The 18402-nt window shown below is 64.5% G+C and carries 20 protein-coding genes and 1 pseudogene; 13 read left to right on the top strand and 8 right to left on the bottom strand.

Going from position 1 to position 18402, the window contains the following annotated elements; all coding sequences use genetic code 11:
* Positions 1 to 536 (bottom strand): ABC transporter transmembrane domain-containing protein (locus WBQ44_RS15215; protein ID WP_495567507.1); only part of this gene is annotated, 536 nt, incomplete at its 3' end.
* A 226-nt stretch (positions 537 to 762) separates the two neighbouring features.
* Between WBQ44_RS15215 and WBQ44_RS15220 the strand changes: the two genes are divergently transcribed.
* The 4 genes from WBQ44_RS15220 to WBQ44_RS15235 all read left to right on the top strand — a co-directional run bounded on the left by WBQ44_RS15220 (position 763) and on the right by WBQ44_RS15235 (position 3809).
* Positions 763 to 1926, top strand: coding sequence for a DNA cytosine methyltransferase (locus WBQ44_RS15220; RefSeq protein WP_495567525.1), 1164 nt, complete (start codon positions 763 to 765; stop codon positions 1924 to 1926).
* A complete protein-coding gene (locus tag WBQ44_RS15225; RefSeq protein WP_495567508.1) occupies positions 1923 to 2750 on the top strand; it encodes a hypothetical protein in 828 nt (275 codons plus the stop codon). Before WBQ44_RS15220 ends, WBQ44_RS15225 begins: the two co-directional genes overlap by 4 nt.
* 35 nt (positions 2751 to 2785) lie before the next feature.
* Positions 2786 to 3190: a very short patch repair endonuclease gene (locus tag WBQ44_RS15230; protein ID WP_495567509.1), complete on the top strand. Its 405-nt coding sequence runs from the start codon at positions 2786 to 2788 to the stop codon at positions 3188 to 3190.
* Positions 3191 to 3314: 124 nt separating this feature from the next.
* Positions 3315 to 3809 (top strand): GAF domain-containing protein, encoded by a 495-nt coding sequence (locus WBQ44_RS15235; RefSeq protein ID WP_495567510.1) that lies wholly within the window; start codon positions 3315 to 3317, stop codon positions 3807 to 3809.
* On the opposite strand, the gene WBQ44_RS15240 is transcribed toward WBQ44_RS15235, so the two are convergent.
* Together WBQ44_RS15240 and WBQ44_RS15245 are read right to left on the bottom strand one after the other, a co-directional pair.
* On the bottom strand, positions 3789 to 5501 hold the full coding sequence (locus tag WBQ44_RS15240) for a dihydroxyacetone kinase family protein (RefSeq protein WP_495567511.1): 1713 nt from the start codon (positions 5499 to 5501) through the stop codon (positions 3789 to 3791). The genes WBQ44_RS15235 and WBQ44_RS15240 overlap by 21 nt on opposite strands.
* A 47-nt stretch (positions 5502 to 5548) precedes the next feature.
* On the bottom strand, positions 5549 to 5989 hold the full coding sequence (locus tag WBQ44_RS15245; protein WP_495567512.1) for a hypothetical protein: 441 nt from the start codon (positions 5987 to 5989) through the stop codon (positions 5549 to 5551).
* Positions 5990 to 6170: 181 nt separating this feature from the next.
* Between WBQ44_RS15245 and WBQ44_RS15250 the strand changes: the two genes are divergently transcribed.
* The gene (locus WBQ44_RS15250; protein WP_495567513.1) at positions 6171 to 6410 is read left to right on the top strand and encodes a hypothetical protein; all 240 of its coding nucleotides are present in this window, start codon (positions 6171 to 6173) and stop codon (positions 6408 to 6410) included.
* A 116-nt stretch (positions 6411 to 6526) separates the two neighbouring features.
* Positions 6527 to 6871, top strand: coding sequence for a hypothetical protein (locus tag WBQ44_RS15255; protein ID WP_495567514.1), 345 nt, complete (start codon positions 6527 to 6529; stop codon positions 6869 to 6871).
* 341 nt (positions 6872 to 7212) lie between these two features.
* Here the strand turns inward: WBQ44_RS15255 and WBQ44_RS15260 are convergent, their stop codons facing one another.
* Both WBQ44_RS15260 and WBQ44_RS15265 read right to left on the bottom strand, forming a co-directional pair.
* Complete coding sequence (locus WBQ44_RS15260; RefSeq protein WP_495567515.1) at positions 7213 to 7842, bottom strand: 3-oxoacid CoA-transferase subunit B; 630 nt, start codon at positions 7840 to 7842, stop codon at positions 7213 to 7215.
* Positions 7839 to 8600: a CoA transferase subunit A gene (locus WBQ44_RS15265; protein ID WP_495567516.1), complete on the bottom strand. Its 762-nt coding sequence runs from the start codon at positions 8598 to 8600 to the stop codon at positions 7839 to 7841. Before WBQ44_RS15265 ends, WBQ44_RS15260 begins: the two co-directional genes overlap by 4 nt.
* Positions 8601 to 8770: 170 nt before the next feature.
* Between WBQ44_RS15265 and WBQ44_RS15270 the strand changes: the two genes are divergently transcribed.
* The 3 genes from WBQ44_RS15270 (at position 8771) to WBQ44_RS15280 (ending at position 11968) form a co-directional block, all read left to right on the top strand.
* Positions 8771 to 9529 (top strand): IclR family transcriptional regulator, encoded by a 759-nt coding sequence (locus WBQ44_RS15270; protein ID WP_495567517.1) that lies wholly within the window; start codon positions 8771 to 8773, stop codon positions 9527 to 9529.
* Positions 9530 to 9629: 100 nt separating this feature from the next.
* Positions 9630 to 10571 (top strand): universal stress protein, encoded by a 942-nt coding sequence (locus tag WBQ44_RS15275; protein WP_495567518.1) that lies wholly within the window; start codon positions 9630 to 9632, stop codon positions 10569 to 10571.
* Between the two features lie 5 nt (positions 10572 to 10576).
* A complete protein-coding gene (locus WBQ44_RS15280; protein ID WP_495567526.1) occupies positions 10577 to 11968 on the top strand; it encodes an amino acid permease in 1392 nt (463 codons plus the stop codon).
* Positions 11969 to 12069: 101 nt separating this feature from the next.
* Here WBQ44_RS15280 and WBQ44_RS15285 read toward each other — a convergent pair whose 3' ends face one another.
* Complete coding sequence (locus WBQ44_RS15285) at positions 12070 to 12609, bottom strand: gamma carbonic anhydrase family protein (RefSeq protein WP_495567519.1); 540 nt, start codon at positions 12607 to 12609, stop codon at positions 12070 to 12072.
* A gap of 61 nt (positions 12610 to 12670) precedes the next feature.
* The gene (locus WBQ44_RS15290; protein ID WP_495567520.1) at positions 12671 to 13144 is read right to left on the bottom strand and encodes an Lrp/AsnC family transcriptional regulator; all 474 of its coding nucleotides are present in this window, start codon (positions 13142 to 13144) and stop codon (positions 12671 to 12673) included.
* Positions 13145 to 13304: 160 nt separating this feature from the next.
* Between WBQ44_RS15290 and pdhA the strand changes: the two genes are divergently transcribed.
* The 4 genes from pdhA to lpdA are packed head-to-tail and all read left to right on the top strand — an operon-like array spanning position 13305 to position 18085.
* Positions 13305 to 14417: a pyruvate dehydrogenase (acetyl-transferring) E1 component subunit alpha gene (pdhA, locus tag WBQ44_RS15295; RefSeq protein WP_495567521.1), complete on the top strand. Its 1113-nt coding sequence runs from the start codon at positions 13305 to 13307 to the stop codon at positions 14415 to 14417.
* Position 14418: 1 nt separating this feature from the next.
* Entirely contained in the window at positions 14419 to 15423 is a 1005-nt protein-coding gene (locus tag WBQ44_RS15300) for an alpha-ketoacid dehydrogenase subunit beta (RefSeq protein WP_495567522.1), read from the top strand.
* On the top strand, positions 15420 to 16721 hold the full coding sequence (locus WBQ44_RS15305; protein WP_495567523.1) for a dihydrolipoamide acetyltransferase family protein: 1302 nt from the start codon (positions 15420 to 15422) through the stop codon (positions 16719 to 16721). The genes WBQ44_RS15300 and WBQ44_RS15305 overlap by 4 nt, the downstream gene beginning before the upstream one ends.
* Positions 16718 to 18085: a dihydrolipoyl dehydrogenase gene (gene lpdA, locus WBQ44_RS15310; protein ID WP_495567524.1), complete on the top strand. Its 1368-nt coding sequence runs from the start codon at positions 16718 to 16720 to the stop codon at positions 18083 to 18085. The genes WBQ44_RS15305 and lpdA overlap by 4 nt, the downstream gene beginning before the upstream one ends.
* A 103-nt stretch (positions 18086 to 18188) precedes the next feature.
* Here lpdA and WBQ44_RS15315 read toward each other — a convergent pair.
* Positions 18189 to 18402: pseudogene (locus WBQ44_RS15315) on the bottom strand (HNH endonuclease signature motif containing protein); the annotation flags it as partial.

Genomic DNA, 18402 nt, shown 5'->3' on the forward strand with positions numbered 1-18402 from the left:
ACCCACGACTGGTAGACCAGGACGCCGATGCCGACGACGATGGTGACCGTGTTGACGATGATGAACGGGCCGACGAAGGCCACGAATCTGCGCAGCGACGACAGGTCGGCGATCGCGCGGGAGAGCAGCTGACCCGACTCCCAGCTTTCGTGCGCCGAAACCGACAGGCGTTGCAACTTGTCGAATACCGTTGCCCTGGCGGAAATCTCGAACTGGCTCGACGGTGCGGACACCAGATAGCGACGCACCCAGATTCCCAACGCGTCGACGGTGCCGAGGAACAGAACGAGGGCGGCGGGCCACCAGACGCCCGCGAAATTCCCGTCGGTGATGGGCCCGTCGATGACGCCCTGCATCACCAGTGGAATAGCAAGACCGGTCAACGTCGCGATCAACGACACAGCGACCGACGCCCCGAAATGCCATTTGTACGGCATCAAGAACGGAAGGAAGCGAGGCAGCGAGCTGGGTTGCTTCGTTTGCGGGTTCGGCGCGGTCAGGGCTGTCGTCTGTTGTTCGAGCACACCCGTGGACACGTAATTCTCCTCACTGCTACCGATGCGATGGTGTCACTCCGGCAACCCTTCGGCCAACCGATTTTTCGGTCGACGCATTCCATCGTGGAACCTCGACATAGGTTCGGGTCAAGGACCCCGCTGGGCCGCGCCGAGTCGGGTTGGCCGATCCTGTCGGAGTTCTCGAGTAACGTTCTGGAAGTAGTTTTCTTTTCCTGGAAGAAGGGTGTCCGTGAGTTCGCGATCGATGGTCGGGCTGTTCGCCGGAATCGGCGGGCTCGAGTTGGGGCTCTCGGAGCAGGGGTGGTCGACGCAGTTGCTGTGCGAGATCGATCCCGGCGCGGGCGCGGTTCTGGGGAAGCGTTTTCCGGATGTACCGCTGCACACCGATGTCACCAAGCTGCGGGCGTTGCCGTCGAACACCGAGCTCGTTGCCGCCGGGTTTCCTTGCCAGGATCTTTCTCAAGCCGGGCAGACCGCGGGTATCACGGGCGCTCGTTCCGGTCTGGTCGACGAGGTCTTCCGGCTGGTCAAGCGGCGCAACGGTCCGCGGTGGCTGCTCATCGAAAACGTTCCGTTCATGCTCCAGCTCGGTCGCGGCGCTGCCATGCGGCACATCACCGATGCGCTGTCCGACCTCGGGTACATGTGGGCGTACCGCGTTGTCGACGCTCGCTCGTTCGGTCTGCCCCAGCGGCGCCAGCGCGTGCTCATGCTGGCGTCGCGCACCGAGGATCCGCGTGAGGTGCTGTTCTCGTCGGACGCCGGCCCCCTTCCCGAGGGCGACCCGACGGAGCAGCCGTGCGGCTTCTACTGGACCGAGGGCACGCGCGGTCTCGGGTGGGCGGTCAATGCGGTGCCGACGCTCAAGGGCGGGTCGTCCATCGGCATTGCCAGTCCCCCCGCGGTCCGTCTGCCGTCCGGGGAGATCGTGACGCCGGGCATCGTCGGCGCCGAGCGGTTGCAGGGCTTCGATCCAGATTGGACGGCTCCGGCCTTGTCGCTGTCGGGCGTCCGGGCCGGGCATCGGTGGAAGCTCGTCGGTAATGCGGTCAGCGTGCGGATGGCGTCCTGGGTGGCGTCGCAGCTCGAACGTCCGCAGGTGCACGATGCGTCCGACGATGTCGAGTTGGTTCCGGGTCAGGCGTGGCCTACTGCCGCGTGGGGAAGCAACGGCCGAGTATTTCGCGTGCATCGTTCGACGTGGCCGGTGCACGAACCATACGAGAACCTCAGCGATTTCCTCGACGATTCGCGGTTACTGTCGGCTCGCGCCACCGCCGGTTTCCTCAAGCGTGCGCGGATGGGCAACCTGCGTTTCGTACCCGGATTCCTCGACGATGTCGAATCCCACCTCGACCGCATGGGCGGGCACCCCACTCCGAAGTCGCGGACGGCACCGGCCGCATGACCGATCAGCTGTTCCCGGATCCGCCCGCGTTAGCTCGGCCACTGCTGTTGGCCGGTGCGAAACCAGCTCCCGACGCCGACCGCAGCGACAAGAAGAACTATGCGCAGCGGTTGTCCAACCATTTGGCTCAGACGGTGGCCGATGCTCTACGGCCGCACTATCCGGGCATCACGCCCGACGCGATGGGCTTCGGGCAGGAAGCGCAGGTCGACGTCGCGAAGGGCCGGAAACGGCTGGACGTCAAAGCACTCGATCCGACGCTCGGCCTCATCCTGTGCGTGTCGATCAAGACGTACAGCTTTCGCGATTACAGCCCGCGCACAGGCAAATTCGGCCGCTGGACCAAGAACATCGTGCGCAACGATCACGAGCTTCGCGGTGAGGCCATGGTGCTGCATCAGCGTCAGCCGTACAGCGTGTTGGTGGCCGTGTTGTTCACCCCGTTTGCCACGTGCGACGACGGTGATCCGTCGAAGGCGAGCGATATCGGCAAGTCGTCGTTCGCGCATCATGTGACGACGCTGTCGAAGCGATCGGGGCGCGGTAAGCGCGCGGTCTTCGGCGGCAGCAGCAAGATGTGGGTCGATCTCGGCGCCGAGGACACCCGGTACGACCTGTTCGAGAAGGTGTTCATCGGGTTGTACGACGCGGACGGTGAAGTGCGTTTCTTCGACGTCGACGAATCGCCCCCGCGCAATGGTCGACCGAGTGAGCAGCAGACCCTGTCGTTCGAGGAGTTCGTCGCGATCGTTCACGGCGAGGTGGAACGCCGCAACAAGTTCGCTCCGACCTGGTCCGAACCCGAAGACAGCGAAGACGTCTAAAACTGCGCGCTGCGCGATGCGGGTAGCTTGACGGTGTGGCCAGGCCGATCACCGATGCCGCGACGAGTGCGCGGCTGAGCAAGCAGCGTAGGCGCGACACCAAGCCCGAGGTGGCGCTGCGTCGTGAGCTGCATCGGCGCGGGCTGCGCTACTTCGTCGACAGGGCTCCTCTGAAGGGATTGAGGCGCCGGGCCGACGTGGTGTTTCCGCGTCGCAAATTGGCGGTGTACGTGGACGGATGTTTCTGGCACAGCTGCCCGGTTCACGCGACGAAGCCGCGGAACAATGCACAGTGGTGGGCTGAGAAGTTGGCGGGCAACGTCGCCCGTGATCGCGATACCGACGCCAAGCTCACCGAGGCCGGTTGGAGTGTGGTGCGCATCTGGGAGCACGAGCCGATCGGCGATGCTGCCGACAAGGTTGTTCGAGCCTTGACGTGATCGACGCAGTGACTCGGCGCCGTCACATCGCACTGACAGTACTTCTGGTGCGCTGGGGTGGTTGGTTCGCTACCCGGCTACGCGCACGAAAAACTGAACGGCATCGACAAATAGACTCGCCGACATGTCGTTCACCGCAACCACGCCCACGGGCTCGCAGTCGCAGCAGTACCGGCAGCTGACCCAGCAGGCGGCAGCATTGGTCGACGGCGAATCCGATCTGGTGGCGAACGCCGCCAACATCTCGGCGCTCGTCTTCTCCGCACTCCCCGACGTCAACTGGGTTGGCTTCTACCTGTTCGACGGAACCGAACTCGTGGTCGGGCCGTTCCAGGGCATGCCTGCATGCGTGCGAATCGCCCTGGACAAGGGTGTCTGCGGGGCTGCGGCAGCCACGCGAAGGACTCAGCGCGTTGCCGACGTGCACGCGTTCCCGGGTCACATCGCGTGTGATTCCGCCACGCGCTCCGAGGTCGTCGTTCCGCTGTACGACGGCGACACCCTCATCGGCGTCTTCGACCTCGACTCCCCCGTGCCCGATCGCTTCGACGCCGACGATCAGGCCGGGTTGGAAGCTATCGCCGCGGTGTTCCTGCAATCACTGCGCCGCACCGCCTGACTGAGCCGTACCGCCTGACTGGGCAGCCTCGGCAGCGGCTTCGAAGAACCAGGCCATGACGAGTGCGCCGGGGTCCATGACGCCTCGCGCGGCGTCACCGACGTAGGACGCGCGGCCTCGGTTCGCCGTCAACTGTTCGGTCGAGCGGGCGCCTTCCGCTGCTGCATCTGCCGCGGCGCGAAGGCCACCGACAACTTCGGATGCGCTCTCCTGTGCGCTCTCCAGGGCCTCGACTGCAGGAGCGATGGCGTCGACCATCGTCTTGTCGCCCACGCGGGCGCCGCCGAGTGCAGTGATGCCGTCGAGTCCGCTTCGCGCCGCCGCGGTGATCGACCCTAGGTCCATCGAGTTCACTTCTCGGTAGAACTGCCGGAACCACAGTCCGAACAGTGCGCCGGAGGTACCGCCCGCATGCCCCAGATATGCCTCGGACACGGCTTCGAAGACAGTGTGCGCAGAGTAGGTGTCACGGACGGCCGCCACATCGATCCGGCTCAGGGCCGACACCATGTTGGCGCCGAAATCGCCATCGCCGGCTCGCCGGTCGAGGTCGGTCAACGCCGGCTCTTCGGCCAGCACCCGCTCGGTCCACGACGCGATCCAGGACGACACCGCGGCGTCGCGTTCGCTGTCGGTTTCGCTCGGCGTGAAGATCGGCCCGAATCCGCTGCGTTCGCCGACCGTCGACGGACCAGAAGCATGCGCATTCGGCCAAGCCGGTGCGTCCGTCGGCGCGTCCCACAACCGGAGTATCTCGTCGTCGACGCGCACGAGGGTGATCGATGCGCCGCCCATGTTCAATGCCGTTACAAAAGTTCCGACCAACGCTCGTGCAATCTCGATACCCTTGTCCGACAGATACTCTGCGAGTTCGCCGTACAGCAGGTGTAGTTCCATCGGATGTGTAGCGCCGAGGCCGTTGACGAACGCGATGATCGATTCGCCGCGCTGGAGCCCGAGCGAGTCGATCACCGGCTGCGTCAACGCCGCCACGACTTCCTGCGCCGGCATCGTGGGAACACGCTCGGTGCCGCGCTCACCGTGAATGCCGATTCCGAGTTCGATTTCGCCCTCGGGCAGATCGAAGGACGGCTCGTCGGATCCCGGCAGCGTGCACGGGTGTAGTGCGACCGCCATGCTGCGCGCGTTCGACACGACCCGACGACCGAGCGCGGCGACGGCGCCCAGTGAATCACCGCGTTGCGCCGCTGCGCCACAGATCTTTTCGACGATGACCGTCGCTGCGGTTCCGCGTCGGCCTGGACCGTCGTCGTCGGCGTGCTCGGTGGCCACATCGTCGTCGACCAACACAAAATCCGATTCGATGCTGTTTTCCTGCAACAACTCTCGTGCGATGCCGAAATTCATCACGTCGCCCGTGTAGTTCTTCACGATGTGCAACACACCGCCGCCCACGCTGACTGCCTTCGACGCCTCGTGCACCTGCAGCGCGTTGGGCGAGGTGAACACCAGCCCGGGGCATACACCTGCCAGCATTCCCTCACCGATGAAACCGGCGTGCATGGGTTCGTGCCCGGAACCGCCGCCGGAAAGCACAGCGACCTGCCCCGACTTCAGCGGCTCGCGCCGGGTCAGGAAGCCGGGGTCGTCATGCCAGGCGATGTCCTCGGTGGAGGCGACGAGGCCGCGGAGCGCGTCCGCGACGAATGTGGTGGCGGAGTTTACGAACATTTCTCCACCCTAGCCAGGCCGAGGCGGCAAATATGAGCGAGGCGAGATCATGGCCGTGAATCGTGGCCGGGCTGTCCGTGTGTGCGGCGACGTTCCTTCATTTCGGACTCGAAGACGTGACGCTTCCCGTCTTGCAGCGCCTCGCGGATGCGTCGGTCCTCGTCTCGGAAAACAGACCAGTAGTTGTCGTCGAAATCTTCGACGATCTGGAAGGTCCACCGTCCCGCGATGACGTTGCGTCCGAGCAACTCTTTCTCCAGCCGCTCGGCGTGCTCGGTGTGTCCGCTGGATCGAAGGCCCTCGACGGCTTCGTCGAGCATCAGATCGGCGTGCCCGATGAGCTGATGCAGTTCGTACAGGTGTCCGCGGGCTCGCTCGACGCACTCGAGCGCTTCGGAGACTTTTCCGACTGCGGCGATCGTGTCGTCGTCGACGCCTTCGGGTCGCAGATGGTCTGGGTCGGGTCCGTCGTGACTGTGCTGAAGCATGCCGTCTGTATGGCCGAGTGGGGCCGAGACCAAACCGCCAGTATTTTTAGGTTCCGCAGGTTTGGTCGCAGCGGGTCCGGCTATCCACGGATGATCGCAGCCGAGGAAGGCGAGTCGCATCGATTTGCATGGCTGCGATTCGACGTAAGTACGTCCGAACCTCACAACAGTTGGGATCGACGTGACTCAATCGAATCCGTTTCCGCCCGACAACGTCGATCCGGAATTCGGCGAAGTACTGCCGGTCCAGGGGTATTCGACCCCACCCCCACCCTCCGGCGCGTTCGAACCGACCTCGGGGTACGAATCCAACGATTCCGCACCTGACGTCGCCAAACAGCAGGCCGGTGGCGCGGCAGATGCGGGCAAGCACGTTGCAGGCGTTACACAGGACCAGGCCCAGCAGTCGCCTGCGAAGTAAAGAGCCAAGCAGAGGACCTGCTGCACCAGACCTGCGGTGAACTGACGGATCAGGCTGCGACACAGCAGAAACGAGCCGTATCCAGGTTGCGAGCCCTCGGTGACGAGCTGGATTCCATGGCGCACGTTTCCGAAAATCAAGGTGTCGCAAACGATCTGGTTCGCCAGGCCGCTGAGCGCACAGGATCGATCGCCTCATGGCTCGACGATCGCGAGCCGGTCACGTGCTGGACGTGGTCACGAGCTTCGCCCGACGTCGCCCCCGGGGCTTCCTCCCCCTTCGCGTCGCCCACCTCAGCGGCCGGCCCCATCGGCGAGTTGCTGTTTGCTGTAGGCGAAGATGTCTCGCTACTGATGCAGCAGGAGTTGGCCCTGGTCAAGGCGGAAGGACTGCCGCGCACCACGGAAACCGTCCAAAACATTCCCGACGCACTGACCCTGCACCCCCAGGAGAGAGGATGACCACTCCGAGTTCAGATCCCGATCAGATCCGCGCCGATATCGAGCGGACACGTCGCAACCTCAGCGCGGACGTCGATTCGCCTGCGACGCGGCAAAGGGCGTTGCCCAAAACCCGTCCGAGCCGGCGCAGCAGGCGGCGCAGGCGGTCAAGGACACGGCTACCGATGCAGCGCAAACTGTCAAGGAGGGCTCGGGTGCCGCGGACGACGTGCGCGGCCAGGCCATGCAGGCTCGCGATACCGTCAAGGACGCCTGACACTCGACTACGACCGATCCGGCTCCGCCTTTCCTGTGGCGGAGCCGCATTCGTTCATGCCAGGCCTGCGGCGGAGCCGCAATTATCATGTCAGGGTAGCCCCGGTTGCCTTCTCGACCTGTTCGCGTGTGACATCCGGTGCGAGTTCGACGAGGGCCAGCGATCCGTCGCCGACGACGTCGATGACGGCCAGGTCGGTGATGATGCGGTCGACGACGCCTTGGCCGGTCAGTGGCAGCGTGCAGGTGTCGAGGATTTTCGGGTTGCCGTCGCGGTCGGTGTGTTCCATGACGACGATGACCCTGCGCGCCCCGTGGACGAGGTCCATGGCCCCGCCCATGCCCTTGACCATCTTGCCCGGCACCATCCAGTTGGCGAGATCGCCGGTACGGGAGACCTGCATTCCACCGAGCACCGCGGTGTCGATATGTCCGCCGCGGATCATCCCGAACGAGAGCGACGAATCGAAGTATGCGGCACCGGGATTGACGGTGACGGTTTCCTTGCCCGCGTTGATGAGGTTGGCGTCGATCTTGTCCTCGGTGGGATACGGCCCGGTGCCGAGGATGCCGTTCTCCGAGTGGAGTACCACCTTGATTGCGGGGTCGAGGTAGCCGGGAATCAGTGTCGGCAGCCCGATTCCGAGGTTGACGTACTCGCCGTCGACCATTTCGACGGCCGCGCGTTCGGCCATCTGTTCGCGGGTCCAGCTCATGCTCGTCCTCCTGCGCTGACGGTGCGCTTTTCGATGCGCTTGTTTTGTGGTCCGGTGTGCACGATCCGCTGAACGAACACTCCCGGCAGGTGCACTGCGGCGGGGTCGATCTCGCCCGGTTCCACCAGCCGCTCGACCTGGGCGACGGTCACCCGCCCTGCCATCGCGGCGAGCGGGTTGAAGTTCATTGCCGTCTTGTCGAACACGAGATTGCCCTCGGTATCGCCGAGCTCGGCGTGGACCAGGGCGTAGTCGGCATTGATCGCCTCTTCGAGCACGTACCGCTTCGATCCGAAGACGCGGGTTTCCTTCGGCGGCGACGCCAACGCGATCGTCCCGTCGACGTTGTAGCGCCACGGCATCCCGCCGTCGGCGATGGGGCTCCCGACGCCGGCCGGGGTGAAGAAGGCCGGAATTCCGGTTCCGCCGGCGCGAAGCCGCTCGGCGAGCGTTCCCTGCGGAGTCAATTCGACTTCCAGTTCACCGGCAAGGTACTGCCGCGCGAATTCCTTGTTCTCTCCCACATACGACGCGGTGACGCGACGAATCCGGCCGATGGCCAGCAGGATGCCCAGTCCGTGATCGTCGACGCCGCAGTTGTTGGAGAACACCTCGAGGTCGGTGGCGTCCGTCTGGGCGATCGCCTCGATCAGTGCATCCGGGATGCCGCACAATCCAAAGCCTCCGACTGCGATCTTCGCACCGTTGCCGATGTCCGCTACGGCGGACACCGCCGACTCGTAGACCTTTCCTGCCATGTCATCTCTCCTCGCATGTTCACAGAGCAAACGCGTTCTGTTTGGTTCCCAGTAGACGGGCAGACGCGCTCGCACGCGACGGTCCGGCCCGAATCGACTGAAAATCGGTCGTCGGGTGGACGAACCCGAAAAGTTGTGTCCGCTGAGTGGACGCTTGGTACGGTCGGCTCATGCCACCGAATGTCGTCGCACGCACCACCGCGTTGCTCCGCGCGGTCGGAAGCAGTGAACCTGCGGGTGGGTCGACCACGGAACTCGCTCGCACCACCGGTCTTGCCCGGCCCACCGCTCACCGCCTCCTGACGTCACTCGCCGAAGAAGGATTCGTCGATCGCGACCCGTCGACCGGCCGGTGGACGCTCGGGCCCGAGATGTATCTGCTCGGCTCGGCCGCCGCGAGTCGCTACGACATCACCGCACCCGCGCGCCGAATCGTCCACGCCTTGGCAGCCGCGAGCGGCGAAAGCGCGTTCCTCTCGACGCGACGCGGCGACGAGACCGTGTGTCTGCTCCGTGAGGACGGGAGCTTCCCACTCCGCTCGCACGTCTTGTACGAGGGCATCCGGCTTCCGCTGGGAGTTGCGTCTGCCGGGCTCGCCATCCTCGCGCACCTGCCCGACCGTGAGGTCGACGAGTACCTGGCGCGAGCGGACCTTCGGATCGACTGGGGGCCCGGCCATACGGCCGATTCCATCCGCGCCCGCATCGCGTCGACCAGGGAGACCGGCTACGCCGTCAACCCGGCACTGCTCGTCGAGGGCAGCTGGGGGATCGGCGCGGCCGTATTCGACAGGGCGGGCGCACCGGCGTGGGCCCTGAGCCTCACCGGCGTCGAAACGCGGTTTCGTCCCGAGCGTCACCACGAACTCGGAACACTACTGCTCGAGCAGGCGCACGTACTGACGTCCATGCTGCGTCCGCGGCGCTGACAGTCCAGCGGAGACATACCCATCACGGCACGATCGTTGTGCAACAGGTGCGCCGGACCCATACTGAGCTGATCTTGCCCGCCTGCTCACCGGAGGCTTCATGGGGTTCGGTATCGATGCGTTGGTCGGATGGCTTCCCGACGATTCCGGGCGCGACGCGATGGCGCTCGCAGCCCGATTCGCGGCGTCGGGCGAGGTGACCACTCGGGCCTGCACGGTGTTACCGCAGTCGTGGCCGGTGCCGTCGATGGCCAAGGTCGACGCCGAATATCAGCGGTGGCTCACCGAACACGGGGTCGCTGCGGTGCGCGCGGCCGAAACCGAGATGCGTCGGCTGGGCCTGCGAACCGGAGATCCGGCGTCCTTCTACGTCAGCAACACCGCCGAGAGCGCGGGACTCGGCGAGGCGGCCAAGCAGTACGACGCCGACATCATCGTGTTGGGTTCTGCTCCCGGCCGGCAGGACCGACACGTGCCGGGGAGCACGACGGATTCGTTGCTGCACTCCTCTGCGGTGCCGCTTGCGCTGGCACCCGTCGGGACGCGGAACGCCGTGGCACCCATCGAACGCATCACCTGCGCGTACGTCGGCACGTCGCAGTCCGACGACGCATTGTCGACGGCGACGACACTTGCAGCCGCATGGTCGGTTCCGTTGCGTCTCGTCGCGTTCGCTCCACGTTCGTCGACGACGTTCCCGCCCCTGGCCGGCTACCGCGCCGAGGATGTCGTCAGCACTCGATGGACAGAGCAGGCCAACGGCATTCTCACCGGCGCCCTCGCGACGCTCGCGGTGTCGCATCCCCATCTCCGCACGGAGAGCGCTGTTGGCGTCGGGAACGGGTGGCCTGCCGCTGTACATTCGATTCCGTTCACGGGTGCGGACCTGCTGGTGGTCGGCTCGTCCCGACTCGGACCCATCGCCCGGGTCTTCCTCGGGTCGTCGGCGTCCAAGATCATCAGGCACGCACCGGTACCGACGGTCGTGGTACCCCGAGGTAGTTCCCTGCACGGAAAAGTCACCACGATGGAGGAACAGTGAGCTCTTTGCTGAGGCGCAAGCCGATCGGCGACATCGCAGCACTCGAATCCGAGAGTGGCGGTACGCAACTGAAGCGGAGCATGAACACGTTCCAACTCACGTGCATCGGCGTCGGTTCCACCGTCGGCACCGGCATCTTCTTCATCTTCAGCAACGCGGTGCCGCTGGCAGGGCCTGCCGTGATCTTCTCGTTCATTCTGGCTGCGATTACGGCTGGTCTGACCGCCCTGTGTTACGCCGAATTAGCCTCCAGCATCCCGGCTTCCGGCTCGACCTATACCTATGCGTACACCATTCTCGGTGAGTTCGTGGCATTGCTCGTCGGAGCATGTCTGATTCTCGAGTACGGCGTGTCGACGGCGGCTGTATCGGTGCTCTGGAGCCAGTACCTGAACGATCTTTTGAATCGACTGTTCGGCTTTCAGATTCCCGACGTGTTGAGCCACGCGCCCGGCGACGGTCTCGGCTTCGGAATCAACTTTCCTGCAATCGTTCTCGTAGCTATGTGCGCTCTGCTACTCATTCGCGGAACAAGTGAATCGGCACGCGTCAACGCCATCATGGTGGTCATCAAGGTCGGAGTACTGGCCATGTTCGCCGTCGTCGCATTCTTCGGTTTCGACATCTCCAACCTCGAACCCTTCGCACCGTTCGGTGTCGCGGGCATCGGCGCCGCGTCGGGAATGATCTTCTTCACCTTCATCGGACTCGATGCCGTGTCGACGGCAGGCGAGGAAGTCGAGAACCCGAGAAGGACACTGCCCATCGCGCTGATCTCTGCTCTGATCATCGTCACGGTCATCTATCTGACGGTCACGCTCGCGGCGATCGGCGCCCAGAAGTACACCGAGTTCGACGGCCAAGAAGCCGGTTTGGCCGAGATCCTGCAGAGCGTCACCGGCTCGGACTGGCCGTCGATCGTACTGTCCGCGGGCGCTGTCGTATCGATCTTCTCTGTCACCCTGGTAACGCTCTACGGCCAGACGCGCGTGCTGTTCGCGATGAGTCGGGACGGAATGATTCCGGAAATCTTCTCCGACGTCAGCCCCAAAACTCTGAGCCCCATTCCCAACACCATCATCGTCGCCGTCGTCGTCGGCCTGATGGCAGGACTTCTCCCGCTCGATTTCTTGGCCGACCTGGTCAGCATGGGCACCCTCGTCGCCTTCAGCGTGGTGTCAGCGGGCGTGATCATCCTGCGTCGCCGCGAGCCGAATCTCGAACGTGGCTTCCGGGTTCCGCTGTATCCCGTGCTGCCGATCCTGTCGATTGTGGCGTGCCTCTACCTGATCTCGACGCTGCACTGGGAAACCTGGGTGTTGTTCGTCGTATGGCTCGGCCTGACCACAGTCGTGTACTTCACCTATTCCCGACATCATTCGCGCTTGAACGTGTGATGCGGCTCCGCGAGTTGCGCTCCGCGCCCGTGCGCGGAAAGTGTCGTTGGAACAGCACTTTTCACACACGGGTGCGCAGCGCCTACACGGGTGCGCAGCGCCTACACGGAACGCGCGGCTCGGTGCTGCTTGGCCAGCTCGCGGTAGACCGCCGAGTTCAGTCCATTGTGGTTCACTTCGTCGTCGGTGAGCTCGCGACGCACTTTCGCCGGCACGCCTGCCACCAGTGAACGCGGCGGAACCTGGGTGCCCTCGAGTACAAGCGCTCCTGCGGCGACGAGGCTGCCCTCACCGATGACGGCCCCGTTCATGACGATCGCGCCCATCCCCACCAGGCTGCCGTCGCCGACGGTGCAGCCGTGCAGCACCGCGTTGTGGCCGACGCTCACATCCTTGCCCACCGTCAGCGGGAAGCCCGGATCCACGTGTGCCGCAACACCGTCCTGCAGGTTGCTCCCCTCGCCGATGGCGATGTCCTCGAACTCGGCTCGCAGCACTGCGCCGTACCAAATGCTCGCCGACGCCGCGATGTTCACCCGACCAACCAGCGTGGCCGTCGGCGCCACCCACGCCTGCTCGTCGACCGTCGGGCTCCCGCCCTCGAGTGCCCAGAGTTGTCCGGTGGTCCGATCGTCCGTCACTGCTACCTCCTTGGGTTGTGCGCGTGGGTCCTATGAGCGGTCGTATGCGTGACTCACGACACTACGGTAGGAGCTGATTCAATCCGCCCCGCGCTTCGTCGAAGATCAGCCACGTGCGCGTCGATCGAACGCCGTCGACCCCCTGCAATCCCTCGAGCACGACGTGCCGCAACGTCTCGTTGTCCGGGGCTCGGACAAGTACGAGCACGTCGAAGTCTCCGCCGAGCAGACTGAAATGTTCGACGAAGGGCATCTGCTTCAGCTTCCCGGCCACCGCGCGCCACGAATCCTGCCGTATCGACAGAGCGATGAACGCCGAGGTCGTCAGCCCGGACGCCGTGTGATCGACCTGCACCGTGAAGTGCTCGATCACTCCTGCTTCCTGCAGACGTTCCACTCGCGTGTAAGCGTGGGCCCGCGAGATGTGCACGCGATCGGCCAATACGCGCATCGACATCCTTCCATCAGTGGTCAGCTCACGAAGGATTGCGCGATCCACATCGTCCAGTTCTATCCGCGTCGGCGTTTCAGCCATCCGTCCACGCCCCTCCGCATTGGTTGCACTCCTTGTGGAGCTTCGTCTGTCATTTCACACCGATATTAGCCATTTGTCTCTCGATACCAGTAGCTCGGCCCAAGACGGCTTCAGCAGCGCAACAATCGCTCCTACACGTCTTTGATCAGGAGAGTTCGCCATGACGACGATCGACACCAGCGCGGGCGCGTCGTATCAGCGCTTCATGCCCGCCGATATGCCCGTTCAATACCTCGCCGCCGACGGCCGGGCGGTCGACAGCGCAGCGCGATATGCCAGGCCGTCCGACGATCGGCTGCTTCGGATGTACCGCACCATGGTGAGTGGTCGACGATTCGACCAGCAAGCAACGGCTTTGACCAAGCAGGGTCGGCTCGCCGTGTATCCGTCGGCTCGTGGCCAGGAAGCCTGCCAGATCGCCGCAGCCATGTGTCTGGGTGAGTCGGACTGGATGTTCCCGACGTACCGCGACTCGATGGCTCTCGCGGCACGCGGCGTCGACCAGGTCGAACTGCTGGGCATGCTCGCCGGCTACTGGCACTGCGGGTACGACCCGAACCAGTATCGCGTTGCGCCCCAATGCACACCGTTGGCCACACAATTGCTGCATGCGACCGGCTACGCCTTTGCCGAGCAGAAGCAGGGACGCGACACCATTGCGCTGGCGTTCTGCGGCGACGGCGCCACCAGTGAGGGCGACTTCCACGAGGCACTCAACTTCGCGGCCGTCTTCAAGGCGCCGGTCATCTTCCTCGTGCAGAACAACGGCTTCGCCATCAGCGTGCCTCTTGCGCGCCAATCGGCCGCACCGTCGCTGTCTCACAAGGGCGTTGGCTACGGCATCGGTAGCGAGCAGGTGGACGGCAACGACCCGATCGCCATGATGGGGGTCATGGACGAGGCAGTGGCCTACGTGCGGGCAGGGAGGGGCCCGGTCGTCGTCGAGGCGCACACATACCGGATGGACGCACATACCAACGCCGACGATGCGACTCGATACCGCAAGGCCGACGAGGTTCAGGGCTGGCTCGCTCGCGATCCGTTGGTCCGCCTGGACGCCTACCTCGAATCCCGCGGAGTCTTGAACGACGAGTTGCGCTCTCGGTTCAACGAGGCCGCCGACGCCGACGCGGCGGCCCTGCGTGCCGGCATGAACGTCGAACGGCAAGTCGACCCGGAGGACCTGTTCCGCTTCGTCTATTCCGAACCCACCCCGAACTTGATCGAACAGCGCGACCAGGTTGCTGCCGAGATCGCAGCCGAGGAGAACTGACATGACCACGATGACCATGGCCGGCGCACTCAACGCCGCTCTGCGTGACGCTTTGACCGACGACGAGAAGGTCGTTGTCTTCGGTGAGGATGTCGGCGCTCTCGGCGGTGTGTTTCGCGTAACCGACGGCCTGACGCGCGACTTCGGTGAAGAGCGATGCTTCGACACCCCACTTGCCGAATCCGGGATCATCGGTTTCGCAATCGGAATGGCAATGTCCGGCTACAAGCCCGTCGTGGAAATGCAGTTCGACGCGTTCGCCTACCCTGCTTTCGAGCAGATCGTGTCGCATGTTGCGAAGTTGCGGAACAGGACTCGTGGTTCGCTCACTGCTCCGATGGTCATTCGCATCCCGTTCGCCGGCGGTATCGGCGGCGTCGAGCATCACTGCGATTCCAGCGAGGCCTACTACGCGCACACGCCGGGCCTGAAGGTCGTGTCACCGTCGACAGTCGCCGATGCGTACTCGATGATGCGCGACGCCATTGCCGACCCGGACCCGGTGGTATTTCTCGAGCCCAAGCGGCTGTACTTCTCGAAGGCCGACATCGAACTGACGCGAACAGAACCCATCGGCACCGCGGTCGTGCGGCGTGAGGGAACGGGCGTGACTCTTCTCGCCTACGGACCCACCGTGTCAGTTGCCATCGAGGCAGCTGAATACGCGGCGGAGGACGGCCGCAGCGTCGAGGTGGTGGACCTACGCTCGCTCAACCCCTTCGACGACGAGACCGTCGGTCTGTCGGTGCGCAAGACAGGTCGGTGCGTCGTTCTGCAGGAAGCTCAATCGTTCGCGGGCGTCGGCGCCGAGATCGCCTCGCGGGTGCAAGAACGTTGCTTCCATCACCTGCACGCTCCGGTGCTGCGCGTCAGTGGACTCGATATTCCCTACCCCGCACCCAAACTCGAGCACTTCCATCTACCGTCCGCCGAACGTGTTCTCGATGTCATCGAACGGCTGCAGTGGAACGACGCTCCCGATCTCAGCAAGGCGGTATCGGCATGACCGCGCAGGTGTTCACACTTCCCGATCTCGGCGAGGGCCTCACCGACGCGGTCATCGTCGAGTGGAAGGTCGCCGTTGGCGACGCCGTCTCGATCGACCAAGTGGTCGTCGAGGTCGAAACCGCCAAGGCGTCCGTCGAGGTGCCGTGCCCGTTCGAGGGAGTCGTTGCAGAACTGCATGGGAAGGAAGGTGCCGTCCTGCCGGTCGGCGAAGCGTTGATCACAATCTCGGCGACGCGCTCGGCGCACGAACAGTACCGCGAGGAGGAGCGTGCGGGATCGGGCAATGTGTTGATCGGGTACGGAACCGGGCACGGGCCCACCGGGCGTCGGCGCAGAGCTCGGTCCCAGGCCGCCCCCGCTTCCCCTTTGCCTGCAGTGGCCCCTGTTGCCCCAGTTGCCGCAGTGCCCGCGGCGCACAAGCCCCGTACTGCTGGGGACGCCGTGAAGGCCCTCTCCCCCATCGTCCGCAAGCTCGCGCTGGACGGCGGCCTCGCGTTGGAGAGCATCGACGCATCCGGCGGCCACGGCGTGATCACCCGCGCGGACGTCGAACGGGCGCTCGAGGGACCAACCGCAGCGACCGCCGTCGCCGCGACGAATGGGATCACCCGCATCCCGCTCACCGGAATCCGAAAGGTCATCGCGGACAAGCTGTCGCGCAGCCGAGCCGAGATCCCTGAGGCCACGGTATGGGTCGACGTCGACGCCACCGCCCTGCTGCAGGCACGCCGCGACCTCGATTCGTCGATAGACGGTGTCAAGGTGTCGCTGCTCGCCCTCCTGGCCAAGCTGACCATCATTGCCTTGCAGAAATATCCGGAGCTCAACAGCACCGTCGACACTACGGCGGGCGAGATTCTTCGCTTCGAGGACATTCACCTCGGTATAGCGGCACAGACAGACCGCGGCCTCATTGTTCCGGTGGTGTCGCAGGCCAACCGGGCCGATCTTCGGGAGCTGGCCCAGCGTCTCGCCGAAACCACCGACATGGCGCGCACTGGGTCCATTCCTCCGGCTCGCCTTTCGGGTGGCACGTTCACCCTCAACAATTACGGCGTCTTCGGCGTCGACGGTTCCGCTGCGATCATCAACCATCCCGAGGCCGCCATTCTGGGTATCGGACGCATCATCGACCGTCCCTGGGTGGTAGACGGTCAGGTAACCGCGCGGAAAGTGGCCCAGGTGTCCCTCGCGTTCGATCACCGTGTCTGCGACGGCGGCGTTGCCGGCGGCTTCTTGCGCACAGTTGCCGATTACATCGAGAACCCGGTTCTGGCGTTGGGAGGTGTCCGATGATCGATGCGGACATCGTGATTCTCGGCGGCGGGCCCGGCGGGTACTCGTGCGCCATCCGCGCCGAGCAACTCGGTCTGTCGGTCGTGCTGGTCGAGGAGGACAAGCTGGGTGGGACCTGCCTGCACCGCGGATGCATTCCCACCAAAGCACTACTGCATACGGCCGAGGTGGCCGACGCTGTTCGCGGAGCCGAGCGCGTCGGTGTGACCGCCACACTGGGTGGCGTCGATGCGGCCGCTGCGGTGAAGTATCAGCGGAGCATGGTCGATGCATTGCATACCGGCTTGAAGGGCCTGCTGAGACGGCCGAATATCGAGATCGTCAGCGGTAGGGGGCAAGTCGTCGACGAGAACTCCGTCGATGTCGACGGTCGGGTCATCACGGGCAAGTCCGTCGTGCTCGCAACCGGTTCGTACCCACGCACGATCCCGGGCATCGAGGTCGGTGACCGCGTCATGACCAGCGAGCAGGCACTCAGCCTCGAACGTGTGCCGAAATCGGTAGTCGTCCTCGGCGGCGGCGTCATCGGCGTCGAATTCGGCAGCATCTGGGCATCGTTCGGCGCGAAGGTCACCGTCGTCGAAGCCCTTGATCGCATCCTTCCCGGCGAGGATGCTTGGGCATCGAAGCAAATGCTGCGTGCATTGGACAAGCGCGGCTTGGATATTCGTGTCGGGACCAAGGTCGAAGTCGTTCACGAATCGGCGGATTCGGCCAGTGTGACGCTGTCCACTGGCGAGACCGTGAACACCGACATCGTGCTCGTCGCCGTCGGTCGTGGTCCACGTACCGAGGACATCGGGCTGGCCGAGGTCGGTGTGAGCACAAATCGCGGCTTCGTGACGGTCGACGACAACTTGATGACATCGGTCCCAGGCATCTACGCCGTCGGTGACATCGTCCCCGGGTATCAGTTGGCGCACCGTGGTTTTCAGCACGGCATGTTCGTTGCCGAGCACATGGCTGGTAAGTCGCCCGCAAGGATCGACGGCGATTGCATTCCCCGAGTGACCTATTCGCATCCGGAGGTGGCATCCGTCGGACTGACCGAGAAGGACGCCGAATCTCGTTACGGCAGTGCCACCTCACTGGTGTACGACTTGGGTGGCAACGGAAAGAGCCGCATTCTCGGGACTGCAGGCGGCGTCAAAGTGGTTCGCGCTCGTGACGACGGCCCGGTCGTCGGAGTCCATATCGTTGGTGACCGCGCCGGGGAACTTATCGGCGAAGCCCAGCTCGCTGTGGCGTGGGAAGCCCTGCCATCGGAGGTCGGGGCGTTCGTGCACGCGCACCCGACTCAGAACGAAGCCCTCGGCGAAGCAATGATGGCGTTGTCGGGCAGGCCGTTACACGCACATTCGTGACTGCTGATCCGTGGTCGGAATGTTGTTCTGCCACAGGGGCTCTTTCGCCTGCTGATCCCGACATCGGAGTGCGACTACGCCCTACCCTTCGGGCCGGCGCACGTCAAAACGGTGCGGGGTCATCTGCATCGGTTGGTGCTTTCGGTTCGAGGTGTCGGGGTGTGGTCTGCGGGTGCGGGTCGGTGTCTGGGGTTCGTCGTTTTCGTGGGATGTGGGGGATGAGGGTGTTGGTGGGGTTGGTTGCGGGGAGTCCGTTGCCGGGGAGGGTGATGGCGGTTGTTCCTGAGTTCGAGCGCCAGTAGTCGACGGCGCCGGCG

It is taken from the genome of Rhodococcus sp. (in: high G+C Gram-positive bacteria) (assembly GCF_049591685.1).
In the GTDB taxonomy this organism is placed as follows: Bacteria; Actinomycetota; Actinomycetes; order Mycobacteriales; family Mycobacteriaceae; genus Rhodococcoides.